The sequence below is a fragment of the Streptomyces sp. NPDC002676 genome, assembly GCF_053592455.1.
Map to the genome: position 1 here is coordinate 1 of NZ_JBSFVT010000020.1, position 20,709 is coordinate 20,709.

The 20,709-nt window shown below is 71.2% G+C and carries 24 protein-coding genes; 17 read left to right on the forward strand and 7 right to left on the reverse strand.

The annotated features are described in order from the left end of the window. Positions 1 to 315 precede the first annotated feature (315 nt). From ACWD3E_RS34960 to ACWD3E_RS34990, 7 genes are all read right to left on the reverse strand, one after another. Entirely contained in the window at positions 316 to 1,830 is a 1,515-nt protein-coding gene (locus ACWD3E_RS34960; RefSeq protein WP_451391554.1) for an ATP-binding protein, read from the reverse strand. A gap of 28 nt (positions 1,831 to 1,858) precedes the next feature. Continuing rightward, entirely contained in the window at positions 1,859 to 2,311 is a 453-nt protein-coding gene (locus tag ACWD3E_RS34965; RefSeq protein ID WP_451391555.1) for a DUF6238 family protein, read from the reverse strand. Between the two features lie 55 nt (positions 2,312 to 2,366). Beyond that, positions 2,367 to 3,839, reverse strand: coding sequence for an SCO6880 family protein (locus ACWD3E_RS34970; RefSeq protein WP_451391556.1), 1,473 nt, complete (start codon positions 3,837 to 3,839; stop codon positions 2,367 to 2,369). Positions 3,840 to 3,921: 82 nt separating this feature from the next. Next, positions 3,922 to 5,304, reverse strand: a complete 1,383-nt coding sequence (locus ACWD3E_RS34975) for an SCO6881 family protein (RefSeq protein WP_451391557.1) — start codon at positions 5,302 to 5,304, stop codon at positions 3,922 to 3,924. Positions 5,305 to 5,341: 37 nt separating this feature from the next. Beyond that, the gene (locus tag ACWD3E_RS34980; RefSeq protein WP_451391558.1) at positions 5,342 to 6,034 is read right to left on the reverse strand and encodes a hypothetical protein; all 693 of its coding nucleotides are present in this window, start codon (positions 6,032 to 6,034) and stop codon (positions 5,342 to 5,344) included. After that, entirely contained in the window at positions 6,034 to 6,348 is a 315-nt protein-coding gene (locus ACWD3E_RS34985; protein ID WP_006143162.1) for a DUF6112 family protein, read from the reverse strand. The genes ACWD3E_RS34980 and ACWD3E_RS34985 overlap by 1 nt, the downstream gene beginning before the upstream one ends. Positions 6,349 to 6,488: 140 nt before the next feature. After that, a complete protein-coding gene (locus ACWD3E_RS34990; RefSeq protein WP_451391559.1) occupies positions 6,489 to 7,622 on the reverse strand; it encodes a C40 family peptidase in 1,134 nt (377 codons plus the stop codon). A gap of 515 nt (positions 7,623 to 8,137) precedes the next feature. On the opposite strand from ACWD3E_RS34990, the gene ACWD3E_RS34995 reads away from it, so the two are divergent. The 17 genes from ACWD3E_RS34995 to ACWD3E_RS35075 all read left to right on the forward strand — a co-directional run bounded on the left by ACWD3E_RS34995 (position 8,138) and on the right by ACWD3E_RS35075 (position 20,704). Then, positions 8,138 to 8,893, forward strand: coding sequence for a DNA-methyltransferase (locus ACWD3E_RS34995; RefSeq protein WP_360965016.1), 756 nt, complete (start codon positions 8,138 to 8,140; stop codon positions 8,891 to 8,893). Between the two features lie 253 nt (positions 8,894 to 9,146). Further along, complete coding sequence (locus tag ACWD3E_RS35000) at positions 9,147 to 9,689, forward strand: DUF4913 domain-containing protein (protein WP_176119695.1); 543 nt, start codon at positions 9,147 to 9,149, stop codon at positions 9,687 to 9,689. Further along, entirely contained in the window at positions 9,686 to 10,171 is a 486-nt protein-coding gene (locus tag ACWD3E_RS35005) for a hypothetical protein (RefSeq protein ID WP_334540745.1), read from the forward strand. The genes ACWD3E_RS35000 and ACWD3E_RS35005 overlap by 4 nt, the downstream gene beginning before the upstream one ends. Positions 10,172 to 10,189: 18 nt before the next feature. Beyond that, entirely contained in the window at positions 10,190 to 10,888 is a 699-nt protein-coding gene (locus ACWD3E_RS35010; protein WP_451391560.1) for a hypothetical protein, read from the forward strand. Positions 10,889 to 10,904: 16 nt separating this feature from the next. Then, complete coding sequence (locus ACWD3E_RS35015) at positions 10,905 to 11,642, forward strand: hypothetical protein (RefSeq protein WP_451391561.1); 738 nt, start codon at positions 10,905 to 10,907, stop codon at positions 11,640 to 11,642. A gap of 146 nt (positions 11,643 to 11,788) precedes the next feature. Next, a complete protein-coding gene (locus tag ACWD3E_RS35020) occupies positions 11,789 to 12,115 on the forward strand; it encodes an SH3 domain-containing protein (protein WP_451391562.1) in 327 nt (108 codons plus the stop codon). 97 nt (positions 12,116 to 12,212) lie between these two features. Continuing rightward, positions 12,213 to 12,695: a hypothetical protein gene (locus ACWD3E_RS35025; RefSeq protein WP_451391563.1), complete on the forward strand. Its 483-nt coding sequence runs from the start codon at positions 12,213 to 12,215 to the stop codon at positions 12,693 to 12,695. Beyond that, on the forward strand, positions 12,692 to 13,132 hold the full coding sequence (locus ACWD3E_RS35030) for a hypothetical protein (RefSeq protein WP_451391564.1): 441 nt from the start codon (positions 12,692 to 12,694) through the stop codon (positions 13,130 to 13,132). The genes ACWD3E_RS35025 and ACWD3E_RS35030 overlap by 4 nt, the downstream gene beginning before the upstream one ends. Positions 13,133 to 13,142: 10 nt before the next feature. Next, positions 13,143 to 13,556, forward strand: a complete 414-nt coding sequence (locus ACWD3E_RS35035) for a hypothetical protein (RefSeq protein WP_451038810.1) — start codon at positions 13,143 to 13,145, stop codon at positions 13,554 to 13,556. 45 nt (positions 13,557 to 13,601) lie between these two features. Continuing rightward, a complete protein-coding gene (locus tag ACWD3E_RS35040; RefSeq protein ID WP_451391565.1) occupies positions 13,602 to 14,444 on the forward strand; it encodes a winged helix-turn-helix transcriptional regulator in 843 nt (280 codons plus the stop codon). Then, positions 14,441 to 14,953 (forward strand): regulator, encoded by a 513-nt coding sequence (locus ACWD3E_RS35045; RefSeq protein WP_451391566.1) that lies wholly within the window; start codon positions 14,441 to 14,443, stop codon positions 14,951 to 14,953. The genes ACWD3E_RS35040 and ACWD3E_RS35045 overlap by 4 nt, the downstream gene beginning before the upstream one ends. Further along, the gene (locus ACWD3E_RS35050) at positions 14,950 to 16,185 is read left to right on the forward strand and encodes an MFS transporter (protein WP_451391567.1); all 1,236 of its coding nucleotides are present in this window, start codon (positions 14,950 to 14,952) and stop codon (positions 16,183 to 16,185) included. The genes ACWD3E_RS35045 and ACWD3E_RS35050 overlap by 4 nt, the downstream gene beginning before the upstream one ends. Before the next feature lie 32 nt (positions 16,186 to 16,217). Then, positions 16,218 to 16,520 carry a hypothetical protein gene (locus ACWD3E_RS35055; RefSeq protein WP_451391568.1) on the forward strand — a complete coding sequence of 101 codons (303 nt, stop codon included), beginning with the start codon at positions 16,218 to 16,220 and terminating at the stop codon, positions 16,518 to 16,520. A 300-nt stretch (positions 16,521 to 16,820) separates the two neighbouring features. Next, positions 16,821 to 18,047, forward strand: a complete 1,227-nt coding sequence (locus ACWD3E_RS35060) for an ATP-grasp domain-containing protein (RefSeq protein ID WP_451391644.1) — start codon at positions 16,821 to 16,823, stop codon at positions 18,045 to 18,047. Beyond that, entirely contained in the window at positions 18,044 to 19,189 is a 1,146-nt protein-coding gene (locus ACWD3E_RS35065) for an MFS transporter (RefSeq protein ID WP_451391569.1), read from the forward strand. Before ACWD3E_RS35060 ends, ACWD3E_RS35065 begins: the two co-directional genes overlap by 4 nt. Continuing rightward, the gene (locus tag ACWD3E_RS35070) at positions 19,186 to 19,806 is read left to right on the forward strand and encodes an HAD family hydrolase (protein WP_451391570.1); all 621 of its coding nucleotides are present in this window, start codon (positions 19,186 to 19,188) and stop codon (positions 19,804 to 19,806) included. Before ACWD3E_RS35065 ends, ACWD3E_RS35070 begins: the two co-directional genes overlap by 4 nt. Before the next feature lie 28 nt (positions 19,807 to 19,834). Then, positions 19,835 to 20,704 (forward strand): DUF317 domain-containing protein, encoded by an 870-nt coding sequence (locus ACWD3E_RS35075; RefSeq protein ID WP_451391571.1) that lies wholly within the window; start codon positions 19,835 to 19,837, stop codon positions 20,702 to 20,704. The last annotated feature ends 5 nt before the right edge of the window (positions 20,705 to 20,709 follow it).

Consider the following 20,709-nt stretch of genomic DNA (forward strand, 5'->3'; position numbering starts at 1 on the left):
GAATGAGAGCCTGCGCTGCATGCCCTGTACTCGAACAGTCCCGGGACTGGTAGGCCCGTCGGGACCGCCTCTTAACACCGAATTAGGTCGGGTGCGGGCCAGGGCTGGTCCGGCAGCGGATGCGCGTCGCGGAAGGGCTGCGCGTCGCGTCGCGCCCACCGCTTCAGGTCGCCGCGGGTGGCGAGGTTGTACCGGGCGGCGTGGATCTGGTCGGCGTCGCGGCCGACGTTGTCGTACAGCTCGAAGTCCGGGTCACGCGGGGAGATACGAAAGTCCTTCGATGGGGTGTTGTCAGGATTCGTGAACTCGACGCTTTCAATGCATTCGGGCGTCGGTGTCGAAGAGCGCCAGCTCGTGGGGATGCAGCAGGTGCTGGACGATGAAGGATCTGCCAGCGACTTTCCACAGACCACGGCCCCGGTTGAGGTGCGCGATGGCGTCCATTTCCACGGAGGTCAGGCCCAGCAGGGCGGCGGCGGCGTGGAGTTGGTCGGTCTCCTGGCGGTAGATGATCCGGGTGCTGCAGTCGGCGAGGAGGCCCTCGGCGAGGGCGCGGCCTTGTGATCCGGCGTCGCCGGCGGTGAGCAGGTCGGACAGCCGGTGGATCACCATGAGGTTGGCGATGCCAAGACCACGGCTGAGCTTCCACTGGGCCTGCATCCGCTGCAGCAGACCGACGTGCCGCATCAACCGCCACGCCTCGTCGTACACGATCCAGCGCCGGCCGCCGTTCGGATCGGAGAGGGCGGACTCCATCCAGGCACTTGCGCAGGTCATGGCCAGGACGAGGGCGGTGTCGTCGCCGGATCCTCCGAGCCGGGACAAGTCGATGGTGAGCATCGGCGCGCGCGGGTCGAAGGCGACGGTGGAGGGGGCGTCGAACATGCCGGCCAGGTCACCGTGGACGAGGCGGCGCATCGCGTGGGCCAGGTCGCGTGCGGCGTCGCCGAGCTGGCCGGACATCATGCCGGCGGCTTCGTCGAGCGCACTGGGGGTGTTGAGGGTGGCGGCGACGTCGCCGAGGAGCGGGGTGCGGCCGGTGGCGGTGGCACGGGTGACGACGGCGTCGAGGGCGACGTCGAGGGCGGTGTGCTCCACGGGCATCAGGTCCCGGCCCAGGACGGTCCGGGCGAGGGAGCCGAGTAGGAGCAGGCGCCGTTTGCGGATCTCGCCGACCCAGTCGGCCTCCGTCACGCTGTCCGGTCGCGGGGCCGCATCCAGGGGGTTCAGGCGTCCGGGCAGTCCGGGGCCGAGAGCGACGGACCGGCCGCCGAGGGCTTGCGCCACCGGCGTCCACTCGCCTTTCGGATCACAGGGGACGTAGACGCGGTAGCCGAAGGCGACCGAGCGCAGCGCGAAGGACTTGGCGAGCGCGCTCTTGCCCTGGCCGATCACTCCGGCGAGCAGGAGGTTGGGGTTGGTGAATCCCTCGACCTTGCCGTACAGCGCGAACGGGTCGAAGACGAACGACGCTTCCGCGTGGACGTCGCGGCCGATGTAGATGCCCTCGGCGCCGAGCCCGCCTTCGGCGAGGAAGGGGTAGGCGCCGGCGGCCACGGCGGTGGTCATGCGGTGGGCGGGCAGCTTCAGCCGGTTGTTGCGCGCGGAGGCGGGCCCGGGCCGTCCGCTCGGGGGGTAGAGCGGAGCGGGCATCTCGTGCTCGGCTGGTGTGCTCTCGGCCTGGTGGGCGGTGGCTTCGGCGCGGGCCTTGGCGGTGGCTTCGGCGAGCTGGCGGCGGGCTGCCTTGCGGCTGGCCCGGTCGGTGCCGTGGGGGGTGAACAGTGGGCTGGCGGAGGCGCGGCGGGCGCGGCGAGCGGGCCGGTGGCTCATCGGAGGCCCTCGATTCTGCGGGTGGTGCTCATCGCACGCAGGCCGTGGTGTGCGGGCGGAGGTCGGTGGGGGTGGTCTTACGCCGGATGCTGTGCCCGGTGGCGAGGTGGCGTTGGCAGATGGTCAGCACGGGCAGCCCTTCGGGCAGCCTTTCCGGATGGCACGCGCTCGTCTCGGTATCTGCTTGCGCTGTGTTGCCGGGCAGCAGGTGGAAGGCGGAGTGGAGCTCGGTGGTGGCCTGCCACAGGCGGGTGTGCGCGGTGGCGAGGTGGCGGCCTGCTGCAGGATGCGGGGGCCCTGCTGCCTCGGCCAACTGGTCGATGAACCGGTGTAGTTCGGTGAGGTGGGCGTGCAGGGTGTCGAGGTGCCCGCGATCCGGGGGCGCGGCACGGTTGAGGGCACGAGCGTGGTGGCGGACGCCTGCGGTGGCGGCCCGAAGGTAGGGGTGCGCGTCGGGCGTGCTGGGACGGGGAGGGATCAATGGGAGGTCCTTGCCGCCAAAGAGGCGGGAGCGGGGTGTGGGGGCGAACTGGCAGCTACAGGGTGGTGCGGGCCAGGGGGAGTGCGGCAACGGCGAACGCGTTGGGCTGCTGGTAGTTCAGCCGTCGCAGGTCGACGCCCGAGGTGACGGCGTGGGTCTCGATCTGGGCGCAGGCGGCGTCCAGGAGGGCGTCGGTCTCGGCGGTGACGGTGACGAGGCCGGTCAGGGCGACGTCCGCGTGTCCGGCGATGAGCTGGCGCTCACGCTGTTTGACGTCGGCGTACTCGACGGAGTCTTCCTCGCTGTCGACCTGCCCGCGGCGGGCGCGCTCGTTGGCGTCGGCAATGATCGCGGCCTTCTTGCGCTGGACGTCCCGGAGGGCGGACTCGAGCCCCTGCGGTATGTAGATGAGGGACAGGCTGCGTCGCACGCCGGCCGTGAACATGAGGCCGTGCATGAAGCCGGCGTTCGTCTCGGTGCGGGGCCAGTTCTCCACCCAATATGTGGCGTGCCGTGCGCTGTCGGTGGCGAGGCGGTCGTACTCCTCGACCTGGACGACGGGACCTGCGGCTGCGGGATCGGCCTCGGCGCGGCCGGTGTCGGACCACTGCTGGAGTGCGGCGAGGGCCCCCGGGTCGTAGGCGGTGCGGATGACGGCGGCGATCTCCCGCGCGGTCAGCCACCCGGTGACCATCAGTCCGGCGTTGCGGGCCGCCTGGGCGATGGACGCGGTGGTCTGCTCCATGACGGTGAACGCCCCGGGCAGCCCGCCGCCGGCCTGCGAGATCAGCCGCCGGGCGGCCTTCAGATCGAGGGAGATGGCGAGGTAGGTCTCGTGGGGTGCGGCGGCGGGACCGGCCGAGGCGACCAGTTCGGAGTAGATCTGTCCGGCGACCGGTGTCTGGGGCTGCCCGTTCTGGGCCCAGTGGCGGGTGAGGGTGTCGCCGCTGTCGGGGACGGTGCGTTCCAGCACCTGCACAGTGGCGATGTGCCCGGTGCGGGCGATGCCCGCGAGCGCTCGTCCCCAGCTGCCCACGTTGTGGTTCTGGGTGGCGGGGTCGAGGAGGGCGTAGGCGCGGCTGCTGACCCGGGCGATGGCGGTCAGGGTCTGCCGGTGCGGGTCGTGCACGGCCGCGGCGCCGTTGGCGGAGTCGCCGGGGGTGACCACCTTGAGGGAGGCGGCCGTGCCGGGCAGGTGGAGGACGCCGTCCTGCCGGGGCCGGGTGACGGGCCGGGCGAGCCAGAGCGTCTGGCCGGTGCGTCGGCGCTGTGCGTAGCGGGCGACGATCGGCGCCCAGTCGATCAGGGAGCGTCCGTGCCGACGGATCACCACGAGCGCACCGGAAGCCGCCCACAGCGGTGCCAGGGCGACGGCGCCGACCAGCCCGGTGGAGAGCACCGTCATCAGCAGCAGCGCCAGCGTGCAGGAAACAAGGACGAGTTGGGGCAGGGAGAGGCCGAGGAGGATGCCGCGGCGGGACCGGTGCGGAAACTTCACCGTGACCGGGGCGACGGAGAGATCAGTCAAGGGGCGGGTCCTGAAAGGCGCGGGTGGAACCCGGGGGCGGGAGGTGGCGTGCACGTCCCGCCCCCCGGTAGACGGCAGGGGATCAGAGGCCGGTCGCATGCGGCGGCGGTGAGGCCGTTCCGCTGGGCGTGGCGTTCTGTGCCCCGGGGGACGGTGGTGCGCCCTGCGGCGGCGGGGTCGTGGTCGGCGGCACTGACTGCCAGCCGCCTTGCTGGCCGGACGCGGCGCTCGCGCCGGATCCGCCCGGCCCCGGGCTGCCGCCCACCTGGCCGCTGGTGTCGTCGGAGACGCTCGTCGGCGCGGGCTGGACGGCCTTCTCCAGGCCGGACTTCATGGCACCGCCACCGGGCGAGCCGCCCGTTCCGCCACCCTGCGAAGCGTCCTTGCTGCCGCCGCTGTCGCCGGTCGGGTTGGCGGCGATGTCGCCGGGGAATCCGCCTCCGCCTGCGGCGTCGGGGCCTTGCGCGGCGGCGACACCCGCTCCGGCTGCCGCTCCGCCGGTTCCGGCGGTGGCCGCTGCTGCCGCGGCCTTGCGGGCGGCGTTCTCGGCGTGGGCCTTAGCGATCTGCGCTCCGGCGCCGCCAGCGCGGTGGATGGACTCGCCGTCGGTGCCGTCGGCCGCCCAGTGCACGAACTTGAACACGGCATACGGGCACAGCAGCACCAGGATCATGATCACGATGCCGGACATGACGTCGGCGAGGGCGGCGATGCCGTCCTTGGCGTCGGTCTTGCCCATGGAGGCGATGCCGAGCACGAAGATCACAGTCATCAGCAGCTTGCTGACGACCAGGGTGGCGGTGGCTTCGATCCAGCCCTTGCGCCAGCGGCGTGCGACCTCCCAGCCGCCGCCGGCCGACGCGAAGACGGCCAGGGTGACCATGACGAGGATGCCGACCTTGCGGACCATCATCACGCACCAGTAGAGGAAGGCGCCGATGGCGGCGCCGAGACCGACGACGACCGGGACGAGCCAGCCGAGTCCGGCCAGGGATCCGATCTGGCTGACCTTCACGATGCGGCGCACAGCCGACTCGATGCTCAGGTGCGCGGTCTTGAACAGGCCGTCGCTGACGGCGTCGACGACTTCGACGGCGACCGTGGTCAGGGCGATGGCGCAGAACGCGAACAGGACCCCTGACATGGTGCCGGTGAACGCCTGGGTGAGGGCTTGTCCGTCGCGTCTGACAGCGGCCCGGACGAGCTGCGCGCAGAAGGTGGCGACCAGCAGGACCAGGCCCAACGGCAGCAGCATCTCGTAGTTGTCGCGGAACCATCCGGCATTCAGGTCGACCCTCGTGGTGGTGTTGACCGCCTTGGCGGCCAAGTCGGCCGCTGCCGCAGCCAGCTCACCTGCGGACTTCGCCATCCAGTCACCGATGGCCTTGCCAGGGTCCGAGGCGAAATCGACCGCGTCGCCGACGGCACAGAGCTTGTCCGCCAGGGGGTAATCACAGAAACCCACGGGGAATTACTCCTCCTTGTCTCGTGTCAGGCGCGGGTCACTGCGTGACGCTCGGAGCGATGGCGGCCAGGGCACAGTCGTGGCCGGGGCGGCACTGCACGGCGAGGGTCACGGCGCGGTCCTCGGCTCCGCCGCCCTTCTTCCATGCGATCTGCTGCTTGCCGTTGACGGTGACGACGTAGATGTACGCCTCGGTGATCGCCGAGGGGTCCTCGGCGAGGGCCTGCTTGAACGCGCCCGGGTAGTGGCCTTCGGTGACGCGGGCGGTGGCGTGCTGGTCCTGGTCGGCCATCCGCGACCACAGCAACGGATCAGGGACCTGGCCGGAGACGGACGCCCAGTCGGCGTAGGTGGGCTCCTTGGTCATCCACTCGCGCATGCCGGCGAGCTGCTGGTCGCGGCTGGTGTCGCGGGTGTCGTAGGACCACAGCATCTGGGCTGCTGCCTTGGCGTACGCGACCGGCTCGGAGATCTGCGGAGGCTTGGGCACGGAACCGGAGTCGGCCTCGGGTTTCGGGGCGGGGGCCTCGGAGGAGGACGGGCTGTGCGTTGCGGCCGGCCCGGCAGCTGTCGGATCCCGGTGGGCGTTGCCGCTGCCGGACAGCCAGGCGACGGCTGCGGCGATGGTGAGCAGGACGGTGACGACCAGAGCGACGATGGCGATGCGTCGGTTGGCCGACCAGCCGACGCCGTAAGAGGACAGCGAGAGGGTGGGGAATCGGTTCCGCATCAGTGGACCTGCGAGCCGAGGGTGGAGAAGAACGCGACGATTCCGTTCGCGGCGCCGAGGCCGAGGGCCGCGCCCGCGGCGACGACGGCGCCCTTCTTGCCGTTGGCCTCGGCCTGGTGGCCGCCGGTGTGGTGGCCCCATGCCCACACGCCGAGCGAGACGGCGAGGGCGCCGACGACGGCGATGATCCCGAACATGTTGATCGAGTTGACGACGTTCTTCAGCACGCTGAGCCCGGGCAGGCCGCCGCCCTTGGGCGAGATCCCTGGGTCGTAGGCGAGCTGGATGACGCGGTCTGCGAGAGGGAGGGACATAAGTGTGGCGGGCTCCTTGCATACGCGGGCCAGACGAGGGGCCGGCGGGGGGAGGGGAAGCAGAGGGGGTGGGGAGATGCGCTCGGGGCGCGGGAGATCGCCGCGGCGGCCGGCCTGGAGCCGGTGGCCGGGCGGTGGCGTCAGATGACGCGGCGGGCGGCGAGAATCGTCCAGTCCTTGATCGGGGTGATCCGGACCGGCTTGGTGGTGCGCGGTGCCTCGATCACGAGGCCCTCGCCGATGTACATGCCGACGTGCTCGGGACGGCTCGCGGTACCGCGGCTGAAGATGAGGTCACCGGGCTTGAGCTGGGCGGGCGAGACTGCCTTGCCCTCGTTGACCTGCGTGTACGTGGTGCGGCTGAGGGTGACGCCGGCGTGTGCGTACGCCTGCTGCATCAGCGAGCTGCAGTCGCAGCGGCCCATCGGGTCGGGGCCGTGGGCGTTGGTGCAGGATCCGCCCCACTGGTAGAGGGTGCCGAGCTGGTGCATCGCCCACTCGATGGCGTTGCGTGCCTTCGGGTCGGCGTCCTTGGGGATCTTGTATCCCTTCGGGACGCTGCCCTCGGGGATGGGGCCGAAGCCGGAGCCGTCCTGGCCCGGAGCGCAGCCGGTAGTGCCGGCTCCCGGGTCCTTGCCTGTGTTCGGCTCCTTGGCGTCCTTGTTGTTGCCGGCGCCGGGGAAGGTCTTGGCGATGGCTTCCTGCAGCGCGGTGGCCAGGTGCTCCCACTGCGCGTAGGCGTCCGGCAGGCCGGACTGCTGTACTGCTTGGGCGGCCTGGGTGACGGTCATCTGCTGCCAGCCGTTCACCTTGAGCAGGTGCTTGTAGAACTGCTCGCTCGCGTACGTCGGGTCACGGATCTGCTCGGCGGTGCCCCAGCCCTGGGAGGGACGCTGCTGGAACAACCCAAGGCTGTCCCTATCGCCGTAGTTGAGGTTGCGCAGCCTCGACTCCTGCATCGCCGTGGCGAGCGCGATGACCTGGCCCTTCTTGGGGACGTCGAGGCTGATACCGGTGGCCACGATCGTCTGGGCATTGGGCACCTGCTCGGCGGGCAGGTCCAGGCCCTCGACGTGGACGTTCTTGCCGGACGCCCCGTCGAGGATCTTGGTGACCTGCTCGGCGACCTTGCCGGTGTTGATGTCGTTCAGGCAGATGAGGGAGCTGCTGCTGCTTTGAACGGCGTCCGCGGAGGACGCCATCATCATGCCGGTGCCGGCGAGCAGAAGCGGGGAGAGGAAGACGACGCCGATGCCGGCGGCGAGCGCCTTCAACCGGAGCGGACCGCTCGTGGGTCAGCGAGGTCGGGCAGGGGTGGGTAGCGAGACGTCATGAGCGTGTCCTTCGGGGGTGCGGTGTCCGGCGTGCCGCGTGCGCGAGGCGTGGTGGAAGGGCGCGGCGGCCGGGGTGGGCGATCAAGGCGGACCGATGTGGGGCGAGTTGCCGCTCGCTCCCAGCTGGCCGGGCCGTGAGCTAGGTGTGCCGGGGCAAGGGGGTACCTCCGTGAGGTGTGGCGGGGGAGTAGCCAGCGGCGGTGTGCGCCGGGCGATTCAAAAACAGTAGATGCGGATTGGCGGTTGACCAAAAAGCTGGCGCGAGGTGCCGGAATCCGGCACCCTCGCACGGCACTTCTTGGTCGTCGGCGGATTCGCCTCTACAGTTTTTGGACTCCCCTCGCCTCCTCGGTCTGCGGCCCTGGGCTTCTGCACGCCCACTTCCGGCCTGCGAGGACTCCTGTGCGAGGCGGCTAGTTCCCACCGTGAATCCGCACCCGAATAGGGGCCCCTCTTTGCCTTTTTCCCTTCACCAGGGCGACGCCCTTGCCGTTCTCTCCGGCCTTCCGGACGGCTGCGTCGACTCCGTCATCACCGACCCGCCGTACAACAGCGGTGGCCGGACCGCGAAGGAGCGCACCACCCGCTCCGCGAAGCAGAAGTACACCTCCGCCGATGCCAAGAACGACCTCGCAGACTTCACCGGCGAGAACATGGACCAGAGGTCCTACGCGTTCTGGCTGACGCAGATCATGACCGAAGCGCACCGTCTGACGAAGACCGGCGGGACCGCGCTGCTGTTCACCGACTGGCGTCAGCTCCCGACGACGACGGACGCGATCCAGGCCGCAGGGTGGCTGTGGCGCGGTGTGCTGGCCTGGCACAAGCCGCAGGCCAGGCCGCAGAAGGGCCGGTTCACCCAGAACTGCGAATTCATCGTCTGGGCGTCGAAGGGGGCGATCGACGGCTCCCGGAACCCGGTCTATCTGCCCGGCATGTACTCGGCGTCGCAGCCCTCGGGCGCGCAGCGCCGGCACATCACGCAGAAGCCGGTCGAGGTGATGCGCGAGCTGGTCAAGATCAGCCCCGAGGGCGGCACGGTCCTCGACTTCTGCGCCGGCTCCGGCTCCACGGGCGTGGCCGCTCTGCTGGAAGGCCGGGACTTCATCGGCGTGGAGAAGACCGAGCACTACGCGTCGATCGCGGCCGACCGGCTCACCGAGACGATCCGCGAAACCCTCACGCAGGACGACGTGGACCTTACCGGCTGAGCCCCGTCCTTGCCTGCTGCCAAGGCGACCGGCTCCCCAAGCGTAGCCGTCGGCGACATACCGCCGTAGTGGCCGTGCAGCTCGCCGGATGGGCCGCGCGCAGACGCTTCCGTCCTTTTCTCATCCCGTGTCTCGTAGGAGGCCGAGCTTTTCAATGCCCGAATCAACAAAGTCGCCTGACGATGGCGAGTTGGAGCCGGTTCGTATTCCGGACCGACAGCTGGAGGGAATCGAGGCGAGCGTGCGGCGGCTCATGGAGCAGTCGGCGCAACAGGCTCAGCAGCTCGACCACCTCGCGTCCGCCCCGCCGTCCAGCGGATCACCGTTCGCGGCCTTCGGCATGCCAGGACTCGGTGGGCCGCCTCCCGCCGCTCCACCGGAGCCCCGCCCGATCCTGGAACTCGATGGAGAAGAACGCGAGGACGAACTCGACGCCCTGTCCGACTGGGTGGATGACTTCTTCCTCCCGGTGTACGGGGCGGAGGTCACCACCGCGGCTCCCTGGTGCCTGCAGTGGCAGGAGCACGACGACGTGGTGGCCTGGCTCCACGCCCTGTGGCTCGCCTACCAGCAGCACAAGGATCCCGAAGCCGGGCTGTCCGGTCTGTTCGTGTGGCACCGGGACTTCCTCACCCACGCCGTCGCGGCGATCCGCGCGCCGGGTGGGCCGCTGTCGGCCTGCATGACCTCGCCCGACCGGCCCGCGCACCGCCTTCTGCCCGGCCCGCCGCCGTCCGTGCGCACGGAGACGGCGAACACGACACAAGCCGCCGAACCGGACGAGCCGACGTCATGACCGCGGGAGCGGGACAGCCCGCCTTCGCACTGAGCTTCGACCCCCGCGCGCTGACCGATCTCCTCCAGGCCCCCAGCGACATACGCGACCTCACCCTCGCCTACCTGCAGGATGTCGTGAACGCGCAGCGCTTCGGCCTGCGTCTCGACGGTGACCTGGAGGGATTCAGGAAGCTGTTCGTGGACTCGCGCAAGGACTGGCGTGTCGTCTACGGCGTCCGCCCGGCACCCGCGGAGTCCGCGCATCCCAAGGAGATCCACGTCGTCGCCATCCGGCCGCGAGCAGGCAACGACGTCTACGACGAGGTCGGCCGCCGCCTAGGGATGACTCGTCGGCCGCTGAGCGCCCGCACCCACGCGGCACGCTCGCGTTCCCCGCAGCTGACCACCCGCGCTCCCGTACCCCGGCCCGGTCCGCCGCCCACCGCACTGCCGGGGCTGCCCCGTCCCGCCCCTAACCCCGCGCACCATCACACCCGCTGAACGCACAGAGGTCCGCCTATGCACCCTCCACCCGCGCCGGCACCCACCCGGCGTGCGGTCTCCCCGCTCGACCACCGCCTCCAAGCCGTCACCGGGCACGACATCGACACCGTGTGGGCCTACCGCGACCGCGGCATCCTCGACGAACAGCACGCCCACCTGGTCGACCGGCACCGTGAACTGGCCAAGGCCCAGACCAGCGTCACCTTCTACCTCCGGCTCCTCAACCGCCTGTCCAGCGGCGAGTTCGACGTCGACAGCGCCCTGTTCACGCGCATCGACCGCACCGTGGACCAGCTGGAAGAGGCCACCGCCGCGCGGGACGCCGCGGCTAGGAAGGTGCTCGCCGCCCTGGAGCCCATCGAAGCAGCAGCGGCGGCTTGCGCGCCCGACGCCCGGCAGCTCTCGACGGATGACCAGGCGGCGCTGCTCGCCATCGCCGGCGGCGCCAAGCTCTACGAACACCTGCTGACCGGCCGGATGTCCGTCACAGCCGCCTCCGATATCCGCATCCCCCACGCCGAGCTGCAGCAGTTGGAAGACGCCGGCCTGGTCGTCCGGGACACCGGCCACCCCTTGCACGCCGGCCAGTCGGTCGCGCTCACCGATGCCGGACGGGCCGCGCTGTTCGCCGCCCGCCGGGCCCCCACGGTGCAGGCGCCGAAGGTCTCGGCTCGCCCCGGCGCATCGCGGCCCACCCCGGCGCAGCGGCGCTGACTTCACCGAAAGGCTCTTGTTGTCTCCCACCGACCCGGCGCCGGACCGGAAGTCCATCCCCCAAGTCGACTTCGACCTGGACGACCTCGACGCCGACGAGGAGAAATACCTCGACTTCTACCGCAAGGTCGCCGTCCACGAGGACATGCTCGTTCCCCTCGCCGAACACCACGACGGCCCGCACAGCTACTACGTCCTGTTCGACCGCACCGCCACCTGGGGACACCCCGGCGTGCCGCAGGTGCTCGCCGTGCATCTGCAACGGGACCACGAGAAGCGGACGTTCAGCTTCGAGCATGCCCCTCTGCCGCTGCCCGCGATGGCACAGTCCTGGCTCATCCACCGTGGCTGTCCGCCCGATGCCATCGCCCTCGCCTCGCTGGGCCCGCCGCCGGCGGACGAGGCCACGCGAGCCCTGGAGCGACGCCTCGCCGGCGACGGCGACCACTACGCCATGGGCTACTCCTACACCAGCGACGACCCGGAAGACATGGTCATCGTCGTGGCCCTGCGCGCCCTGGACGAGCGAGCCCCCTCACCGTTCCGCGTCGTGGTCGAAGAGGTCGACACCGAGACGTGGACGCACACCCTGCGCGAGGGCGGCTTCGACACGCTCGGCGAGGCACTGCAGTGGTGCGACGACCGGCTTGCCGGGCAGGCTGGCCCTCTTCCGCCGGTCCGCCCAGCCGCCGCCAGCCGCCCGGCCGGTGTGGTCCAGGCCCCTGCGCCGCGCCCGCCCGGCCGCTCACGCTGAGCCTCAAAGCCGACCAGGGCGGCGCAACATAGCCGACGATCGCCGGTTAGCCAAACCGGCGAATCTCCGGACTCTTATACAGCCGCCGGTACAACCCCGCGGCACCTTCCCCGCAATCCCTATGCCTTCACGGAGGTTTCTTCCGCATGCGCTCCACCCGAATTGCCATATCCGCAGCCATGCTCGGCGCACTCGCTCTGCCGGTGCTGTCCGCCACCACCGCCAGCGCGACCCCCGCGAGCAGCTGCTCGTCCCAGCCGCCGCTGCCGTATGAGGTGCACACCGCGGCCGTGACCATCCGGTCCAAGGCCACCACGCATTCCACCGCGCTCGGCGTGCTCTACAAGAGCCACAAGTTCACCGTGCACAAGAAGAGCGGCAACTGGCTCTACATCACGGACAAGACCACCGGGGTCAAGGGCTGGGTCTCCGGCACCTACGTCTACCGCGACGTCCGAATGTGCACGGACTGACAGGCCCACAGCAGGCGCCCGTAAGCGGCCTAGCCACCGGGTACGGCAGCCCTCCCATTCCCCAGCGATCGGCCTTTTGAGAACAGGAGATTTCCCTTTGTCCGATGACATATCCGATGACGCCGAGGATGTCGTGGGCGTGCTCACCGAACGGATTGAAGCGCGTTTCGGCATGGACATGGGGCAGTTGAAGGCTGCTGTCGGCGCCGCGCCGACCGCGAATCCTGACGCCACCAACGTCGTCAAGTGGCACGGTCTTCTCGTCGAGGCCCAGTCCCTGCTGGACCATGCGGAGGACGATCTTGTTGCTGCGCTGCATACCCAGCCCAGCGAGGTTGACGATCCGACGATGGGCCTCGCTCACCGGGTGAACGCGGCCGTTACCGCCCGCGACGGACGGGCCTTGGTCGTGCGGTGGCTCCTCGACCCGGAGGCTCCGGGGAAGAAGGACCTCGCCGCCCAGCGCCTCGCTCGCCTCCGGCCCCGCACCGGCCCGGCGGTGCAGACCAGCGCTCCCCACCGGCCCGCCGGTACAGCCGCACCCGCGTCGGCGTGGCGGTCGGCAAGGGCCGCCCGATGAGCCGGGACAAGGCCAGCACCATGGACGCCGACCTGCACATAATCTTCGGAAGGCCGGTGCCCGAGCTGTACGAGGCGGCTGCCGGCCAGGATGCCTCGCCCGCGCTCGCCCGTGCCCTGGAGCTGCGTTCGTTCCTGGCGCTCACCGAGGAGCAGGTCGCCCGCGTCCGCGACCGCGTCTACGCCGACATGGATCCGGACCGCGACATGGGTGAGCTGTCGGCGGACAAGCTCCGCTTCGACGCGCAGTGGCTGGAGGCGGCGCTCGACGCCCGCGACGGCTACCGCGCCGCCCTTCGCGAGTTGCTGTGCACCATGCCCCCGCCCGGCCAGCGGGCCTGGCCCGCCCGCACGCAGCTCACGGCCGCCGCATCCCTGCCCCCGTCTGCCGCCCCGGCACCCCAGCGTGCCGGGGCGGCCCGGGCCCGCCGACCGTGAAAGCCCCCGATTGCCCCATCTCACGTCCACCGAGATAGCCGGACGGATCGAGGACCTGTACGGCGCGCCGCTCGCCGACCTCGAAGCCCACGCCCAGGACCAGCCGCCCGGCATGCTCTCCGCCCTGCTCGGCATGCACGAGGGCCTCGCCCTCGCCGAGCGCAGCATCGACGTCCACCGCGACCGTCTCGCCCGGCTCCTCCACGCCGAGCGGCAGATCGGCCCGCACGAGGTCTCCCACCTCCTCGACGGTGCACGCCGGCTCGCCGAAGCCGTCGCCGTCCGCGACGTCCAGGCCAAGTCGGCCGCCGCCGTCCTGCAGAGCCTGGCCCGCGTCCCGGCCCCGACGCCTGCCCCGCCGGCTTGCTCGCCGCCCGTTCCGGCTCCGCCTGTTGCGACGCCGAGCCCAGCGCCCAGCCGCTGACCCCCCAGGCGATCCCTCTCTTTCCTTCACCCAGGAGTTCCTCCCTTGGCCATCACCGCTCTGCCCCCTGACACCGACGCCGACATCGCCCGGGTCACCGAGGCCCTCGCCATGATCACCCCGCGCTGGAACGTGAGGATCCTCCTGGCCCTCTCCGGCCCGCCGCTGCGCTACAGCGAGCTGGCGGGCAAGGTGTCCTGGCTGCAGAACGGCCAGCTCCACCCCAAGCTCAAGTCGTTGTGCGACGCCGGGCTCGTCGAACGCACCGAACACACCGCACGGCACGTGACCTACCGCCACACCGAACGTGGCGCGGCCCTGCTGCCGGTTCTGCCGGTGATCGTCACCTGGGCCGAGGAACACCTGGAGAAGGCGGACCGCCCGCTGCCCGCGATCGAGCAGATCGAGGACAGCCTCACCCTGCTCACCCGGCGCCACGCCGCCGCCATTCTGTGGGTGCTGAAGTCCCGTGAGGAGGTCAGCGGCCGGGCTCTGGCCCGGATCGTGATGCCCAGCAGCGACTGGACCAACATTTATCCGCCGCTGCGGCAGCTCGTCGCCGACGGCCTGGTCGACACCGAGGGCCTCGGCCGGCCCTACCGGCTGTCCGCGGCCGGTGACGGCCTTGGCCCCGTGCTCGGCGCCCTGTCTGCCTGGTCCGCCGGGCAGAGCCTCGACCAGGCGGCCCACCATCCGGTCTGGGGACACCCGCAGGCGAAGCCCGCGCCGGGGCCGTGGCTCAGCAGCCAGCCACGGCCGACCTCCGCGGTGCTCCCACCCGCTCGGACGACCGGATCCTCTCCGGCGTGGCACCACCGCGATCTCTTCTCGCACGCCACGACCGCCCGCCCGAAGGCAGCCATGCCGACGGGCGGCCCGCGCCGATGAGCATCCCCTTCACTCCTGCCGAAGTGCGCCACGCTGTCGAACTGCTGGCCTCGCGCTCCTTGATCCGCCTGGTCACCGAGATCGACGACAACGGCGCTATACCGCCGCGACGGCTGGCCGGCACCCTGCCCGACCTCTCCACGCACCAGCTGCAGAGCGCCTCCGACACGGCCCGCGCCCACGGCCTCGTCCGGATCGCGCCCGGCTCCGGTCTGGAACTCACCGACGGCGGAATGGAGTTGGCCGACCTGTACGACGCGATGGCTCGCTGGGCCCGGCGTCACGCCTTCCCGGCCCCCGTCTGCGAGTTCAGCCGCCGTATCCGGCACGTCCTCGACCTGTTGGCGCCCTCGCTCACCACCGAGCAGGGCGAGGGCCTCGCACCGCTGTCCGCCGTGACCGGCGCCGGGGCGGCGGCGGACCTTGCCCGTCCCCGCACGCTGCTGATCCAGTGGCTGGCCGCTAACCCCGAGGTGGCCAGGGCGTTCGAGCCTGAGCCGGTCGCGTGAGCGCAGCGGTCACACCCCGGCACGCACGCCACACCGCCGGGCTGATGCGCGGCATCTACCTGCCGCGTACGGCGGATGCGTTGGCGTTCGCCATGTCCACCTATGGCATCCCGCTGCTGGTCCTGGCCACCACGCGCTCCGCCGCGCTCACGGGAGCGGCGTTCGCGTTGGAGTGGATCCCGAGGCTGGCGGCTTTCGGGTGGGCCGGATCGATCGTCGACCGGCGCGGGGCGTCGGTCGTCTTCCACCTCGCCTCCCTGGGACGTGCGATGGCTCTCGCCGCCGGCGCGGTCCTGCTCCGCCTTCACCCGTCCGGCACGGTGGCGAGCGTGACCGTGATGGTGCTCGCGGCGGTCACGGGCGTGCTCACCGAGTTCAGTTACATCGCGGCCGAGACCGCGGGCGCTGCCGCCGGCCGCCGAGCGGGAACGCGGGCCCATCGCGTTCAGGCCGTCCTGCTCGGCATCGACCAGATTGCGACCCTGACCGGACCGGCGCTCGCCGCAATGCTCCTGCTCGCCGGGCCACCGCCGATGCTCGCGGTGATCACCGTGCTGTCGCTTCTCGCCGCGCTGCTCGCCCTGCGCACACCCCCCTCGCCCGTCGCCCCGGCCCGCACGCCGAAGCGGCAGGCCAGCGCCGGGCTGCTCACCGGGTGGCGCACCATCCGCTCGCTACCCGCGCTCGGCTGGCTCGTGACCGGGCTGACCCTGTCCAACCTCGCCACCGGGCTCCTCCAAGCGGCTGGCCCGGTGATCGTCGTCAAACACTTCGGGCAGTCCACCACCGACGTCGGCCTGGTCTGGTCCGCCGCTGCCGGAGCGACGCTCCTCAGCGTCACCCTCTGCCGGGTTGCGATCGACCGCCTGGGCCTGTGGCCGGTCGGCGCCGCCTGCGCAGCCCTTGCCTCGCTCGCCACTCTCGCCGCCGCCCAAGCCCCCGACTACCTCTCCTACCTCGTCCTGGTCGCGGTCCTCATGGCGGCAGACGGCGGCATGACGGTAGTCCTGCGCACCGTGCGCTCCCGCCTGATCCCAGCGCAGAAGTTCGGCAGCACCCTGTCGGCGACCATCCTCATCCTGCTGCTGCCGTTCCCCGTCGCCGGCGTACTGACCGCGCTCACCCCGCCCGACGCGATGGGCCACGTCATCACGGCCTGCGCCGTCCTGCAGGCCCTCGGCCTGCTCTGCGCCTTCGCCCGACTGCGCACCGATCCCGCCCTGCGCACGTGACCCTGCTGCGCCCCCAGCCTGTGGAGAACCTCATGCCCACCGCCGTCCTCGGGACGAACCGCGCGAGCGGTCGCACCATCACCGAGCAGTTCAACGCCTTCGACGCGCACAACCCGCACGTCTATCGCGCCCTGGAACGCATGGCCGCCTGCCGCCTTGCCTCCGGAGCCACACGGGTCAGTTTGAAGGACCTCTTCGAAGACCTGCGCCGCCAACTCCCTTATGGAGTCGCCGGGCTGAACAACAACTGCACCGCCCTCTACGCCCGCCGACTGATCGGCGATCACCCCCACTGGGTCGGCGTGTTCGAACTTCGCCGCCGCCGCGCCGCCTAATGGGGTGTCTGACCATCCCCACTCTCCCATCGCTTCCGCGCCCTCCCTCGGCTGGACGAAGGCGGCCGGTCGGGGCGCCGAGCAGGCCCTCGTCAGACACGTGCAGGCTCCCGGGCTGCATGAGCAGCCTCGGCCCGAGGTCCCACCACGCCGCTGGCCGCGCGTCGGTTGCTCGCCGAGCAGCCGTCCTCCGCCGCTGCGGTCCGCCGCCCCACGCCCTCCGCCTTCCCACCCCTCCCGATCCCGAGGAGCTAGCTCTTGTCCGACCGTCCTGTCGTCCTGGTAGTTGCCGCAGCCGACATGGAGGCCGAGGCGTACCGCGGGTACTGCCTTCAGTCCGTGGCCGCCGCCTATGACGTTGTCTTGATCACTGGCGAAGAGCCCTCATGGGAGGTGCCGTACCTGCGGGACTGCGTGGTCGTGTCCGATCCGACCGATCAGGCGGCGCTGTCCGCAGCCGGCCGGACCCTGGCCGAACGCTACGACCTGGCCGGGGTGGTCACTTGGACCGAGTGGTACCTCGTCCCCGTGGCCCGCCTCGCCCGCCAGCTCGGCCTGCCCACCACCGCCCCGGAGGCCATGCAGGCGTGCCGCAACAAGGCCACGTCCCGTGCGCTGTTCGCACGGCACGGCGTGCCGTCGGCTGCTTCGGTGAGCGTGCGCACCCTGGCCGAGGCCGAGGCGGCGGCCCAACGGATCGGCTACCCGCTCGTGCTGAAGCCCGCCGCGCACGCGGCCAGTATCGGAGTGATCCGTGTAGACACCCCCGAACAGCTCACCGCAGCCTTCGCGTTCGCCGACCAGGCGGCCGGGCTCGGGCGGGAGTCCACCAGCGTGCTCGTGGAGGAGTACCTCGACGGGCCCGAGGTGTCGGTCGAGTGCGTTACCTACCGCGGCGAGACCACCGTGGTCGCGGTCACCCGAAAGACAGTCAGCGCTCCGCCCTTCTTCGAGGAACTGGCCCACTGCGTGGACGCCGCCGACCCTCTTCTCAACGTAGTGACCCCCGTGGCACGGGCCGCGATCCGCGCTCTGGGGATCACCGACGGCGTCTGTCATGTCGAGATGCGGCTTGTCGACGGCCGACCGCGGCTCGTCGAGGTCAACGGCCGGATCGCTGGCGACATGATCGGCCACCTCGTCCGACTCGCCACGGGCATCGACCTGCCGCGCGCCGCCGCCGACATCGCCTGCGGCCGAACCCCCGACCTCACCCCCGCCCGGTCATCGGCCGCCGCGATCCAGCTGCTCTACCCGGACACCTCCGGCACCCTGCTCCACCTCGGCTTCGACAGCTTCAACCCGGACTGGCTGGACCGCGTGCACTTCCAGCACCAGATCGGCGACCAGCTGCTTCTCCCGGCCGACGACGGCAACATGTGGACCGCACGGATCGGCTACCTGATCACCACCGCGCCCACCGCGGACCTCGCACAGGCCCGCGCCGAGCAAACCGCCCGCCGCATCCAGGTCCACGTCGAGCCCCGCCCGGCCGACGAACCTGTCACCGCTGGGCGCCCCGCATGAACCGCACCGACGCTTCCCTCCGACGCAGCCGCGCCCTGCTGACCGGCTACTTCCTCGGCCTGGGCATGGTGATGGCAGTCTGGGGCGCCCGGATACCGGCCGTCCAGCACGCCACCCACCTCACAACCGGCAGCCTCTCCCTTGTCCTGCTCGCCGCCGCCGTCGGTATGGTCGCCGGACTGCAGGCCGGCGGCCGGCTCGCCCGGCCCGAACGCCTCCCCGCGCTCCTGATCGGCGGAGCTGTCGCACTGTCAGCAGCCCTCGCCCTGCTGGGGCAATGCCGGACGCTGGCCTCGCTGCTCGCAGCGGCGCTGGCCTTCGGCGCCGCGCACGGTGTCCTGGACGTCGCCGTCAACACCGGGGCGGTCCGCTGCCAGAACGCCTTTGGCAAGCCCATCATGTCGTCCCTGCACGCCGCGTACTCGATCGGCGCGCTGGGCGGCGCCGCCCTGGCCGCCGCCACCGCCGGCACAGCCCACAGCGCTCTGTTCCTGACGGTCGACGCTGCGCTGACAGCGAGCGTACTCGTGGCCGTGCCGAGCACCCTCACGTTGAGCGGCGCCGACCCCAAGACCTTCGGCCCCCAGGGAGCCGGTCGGGACCGGGCTCCGGGGAGGGTATGGCTGCTGGGTGGGCTGGCGGCTGCCAGCCTGCTGGGGGAGGGAGCGGCAGCCGACTGGGCCGCCGTGCACGTGCACGCCCTGCACGCCGGTACGGCTGTCGCTGCGAGTTCCTTCGCCCTCTACAGCACCGGCATGGCAATCGGCCGGCTGATCGGCGACCGGCTCACGACCCGCTTCGGTGCCCCTGCCGTGGTCCGCGCCGGCGCGGTGCTCGCCGCAGCCGGACTGGCCACCGGCGTCCTGGCCGACAGTGTGGCCGCGGCGCTGGCCGGCTGGGCGGTCTTCGGGCTCGGCCTGTCCGGCACCGTCCCTTCCCTGATCACCGCCGCCGGGAGCCACGGGCCGAGGGCCGTCGCCACGGTTTCCGTCACCGGCTACCTCGGACTGCTCGCTGGCCCCGCCCTCATCGGCGCCCTCGCCAGCATCACCACCCTGCCCACGGCCCTGCTGCTGCCCGCCCTCCTCGCAGCCACCCTCGCCGCCCTCGCCCGTCGCGCCCTGGAGAACACCGCCCCTTGACCCACCCCACCAGCCTCGACGCCGTCATCCTCGACTACAACGGCGTCATCGGACTTCAGCCCACCCGCGCCCACTGGCTCCGACTGGCCCGCACCGCCTCCTGGCCCGAAGACGATCTCGCAGGTTTCCGGCGAGCCTTCTGGAACGCCCGCGACCTCTACGACGCCGGCCAGCTCAGCGACCTGGCGTACTGGGCGCGTGTCCTTGGCGCCCACCCCGGCTCCCGCCTGCTGCGCGAACTCCTTGCCGCAGACACCGCCATGTGGACCGAGACCGACGAGAACGTCCTGGCCGTCCTACGCCGCGCCCACGGCACCGGACTGCGAATGGTGCTGCTCTCCAACGCACCCGCCCACCTCAGTACCGTGCTTGACACCCACGGGTGGCGACGCGTGATGACCCAGGCGCTGTACTCAGCCCGACTTGAGGTGTGCAAGCCAGACCCGGCCGCCTACCAACACGCCCTGCAGGCCACCGGAGTTCGCGGTCCACGACGCGTTCTGTTCGTGGACGACCGTGCCGACAACTGCCGGGCCGCTGCCCGCTTGGGCCTGCGGACGCTGCACTACACCGGCTCCAGCGATGTCCTCCAAGAAGCCCTGGTGGTCGCTGCCTGACCCGTCCGCCTTCACCACTCAGGAACCTGTGACCTCTCACGACGACCTGCGCACGATTGACGGAGACGTCTTCGCCTATCCGCGCCACCTCGCCTCTACCACCGGGATCGGCGACCCAGCCCTCGCCCCGCTCATCGACCTCGGCTGGGACCTCCATAACGACGACCTCGGCAACGCCTACGTCAACGCCCCCGACCGCAAGGTCCGCCTGGGCTACCTCCCCGAGGGGGAGGATGACGGGCTCTGGCGCATCAACGCCTACCGCGATCCGTTCGGGCCACCGACCTGGGGCGTCTGTTTCAACGACCGAGTCCCGACCGAGTTCGTCCAGGCGTTCACCACTGTCCTCGCCACGGCGTACAAGCAGGGGCCGGACGCTTACCTCGCTCGGCCGGTCTCCGGGACCGACGAGCACGATCCCTTCCTCGCCGTCGTGCCCCTGCTGAAACAGGGTTGGGAGATCGACCGCCCGCGCTGGGGCGTCTTCGCCATCCAGGCCCCGGACGGACTCGCCGGCCTGGAGTTCACCACCGGCGACCTCGACCCGGAAGCCGAACTGGCGACACGGGATGCCCGCTGGCAGCTGTGGGCGGGCAACTCCATCGACCGGCCCGTCTGGTACGCCACGGCCAGTACCGACACCCCCGTCGCCCTGCTCACCGCCGTCACCCAGAGCGTTGCCGATCCGGCTCCGCTGCCCCGGTGGCGCGAGGACACCTTCAGCTACATCAAGGGCATGGCCCAGCTCACCCCGATCCTTCCGCCCGGACCGCCGGCCCCCACCCCGCTCGATGTGCAGCGCGCCGCCGCGTCCCGCCGCCCGGCCGCGCTTTCCGCGGCCAGCGTCCCGCGCTGGAGCACCACCAGCCGACCGGCTCTGCCCGGTCCCCGTCGATAGGACCA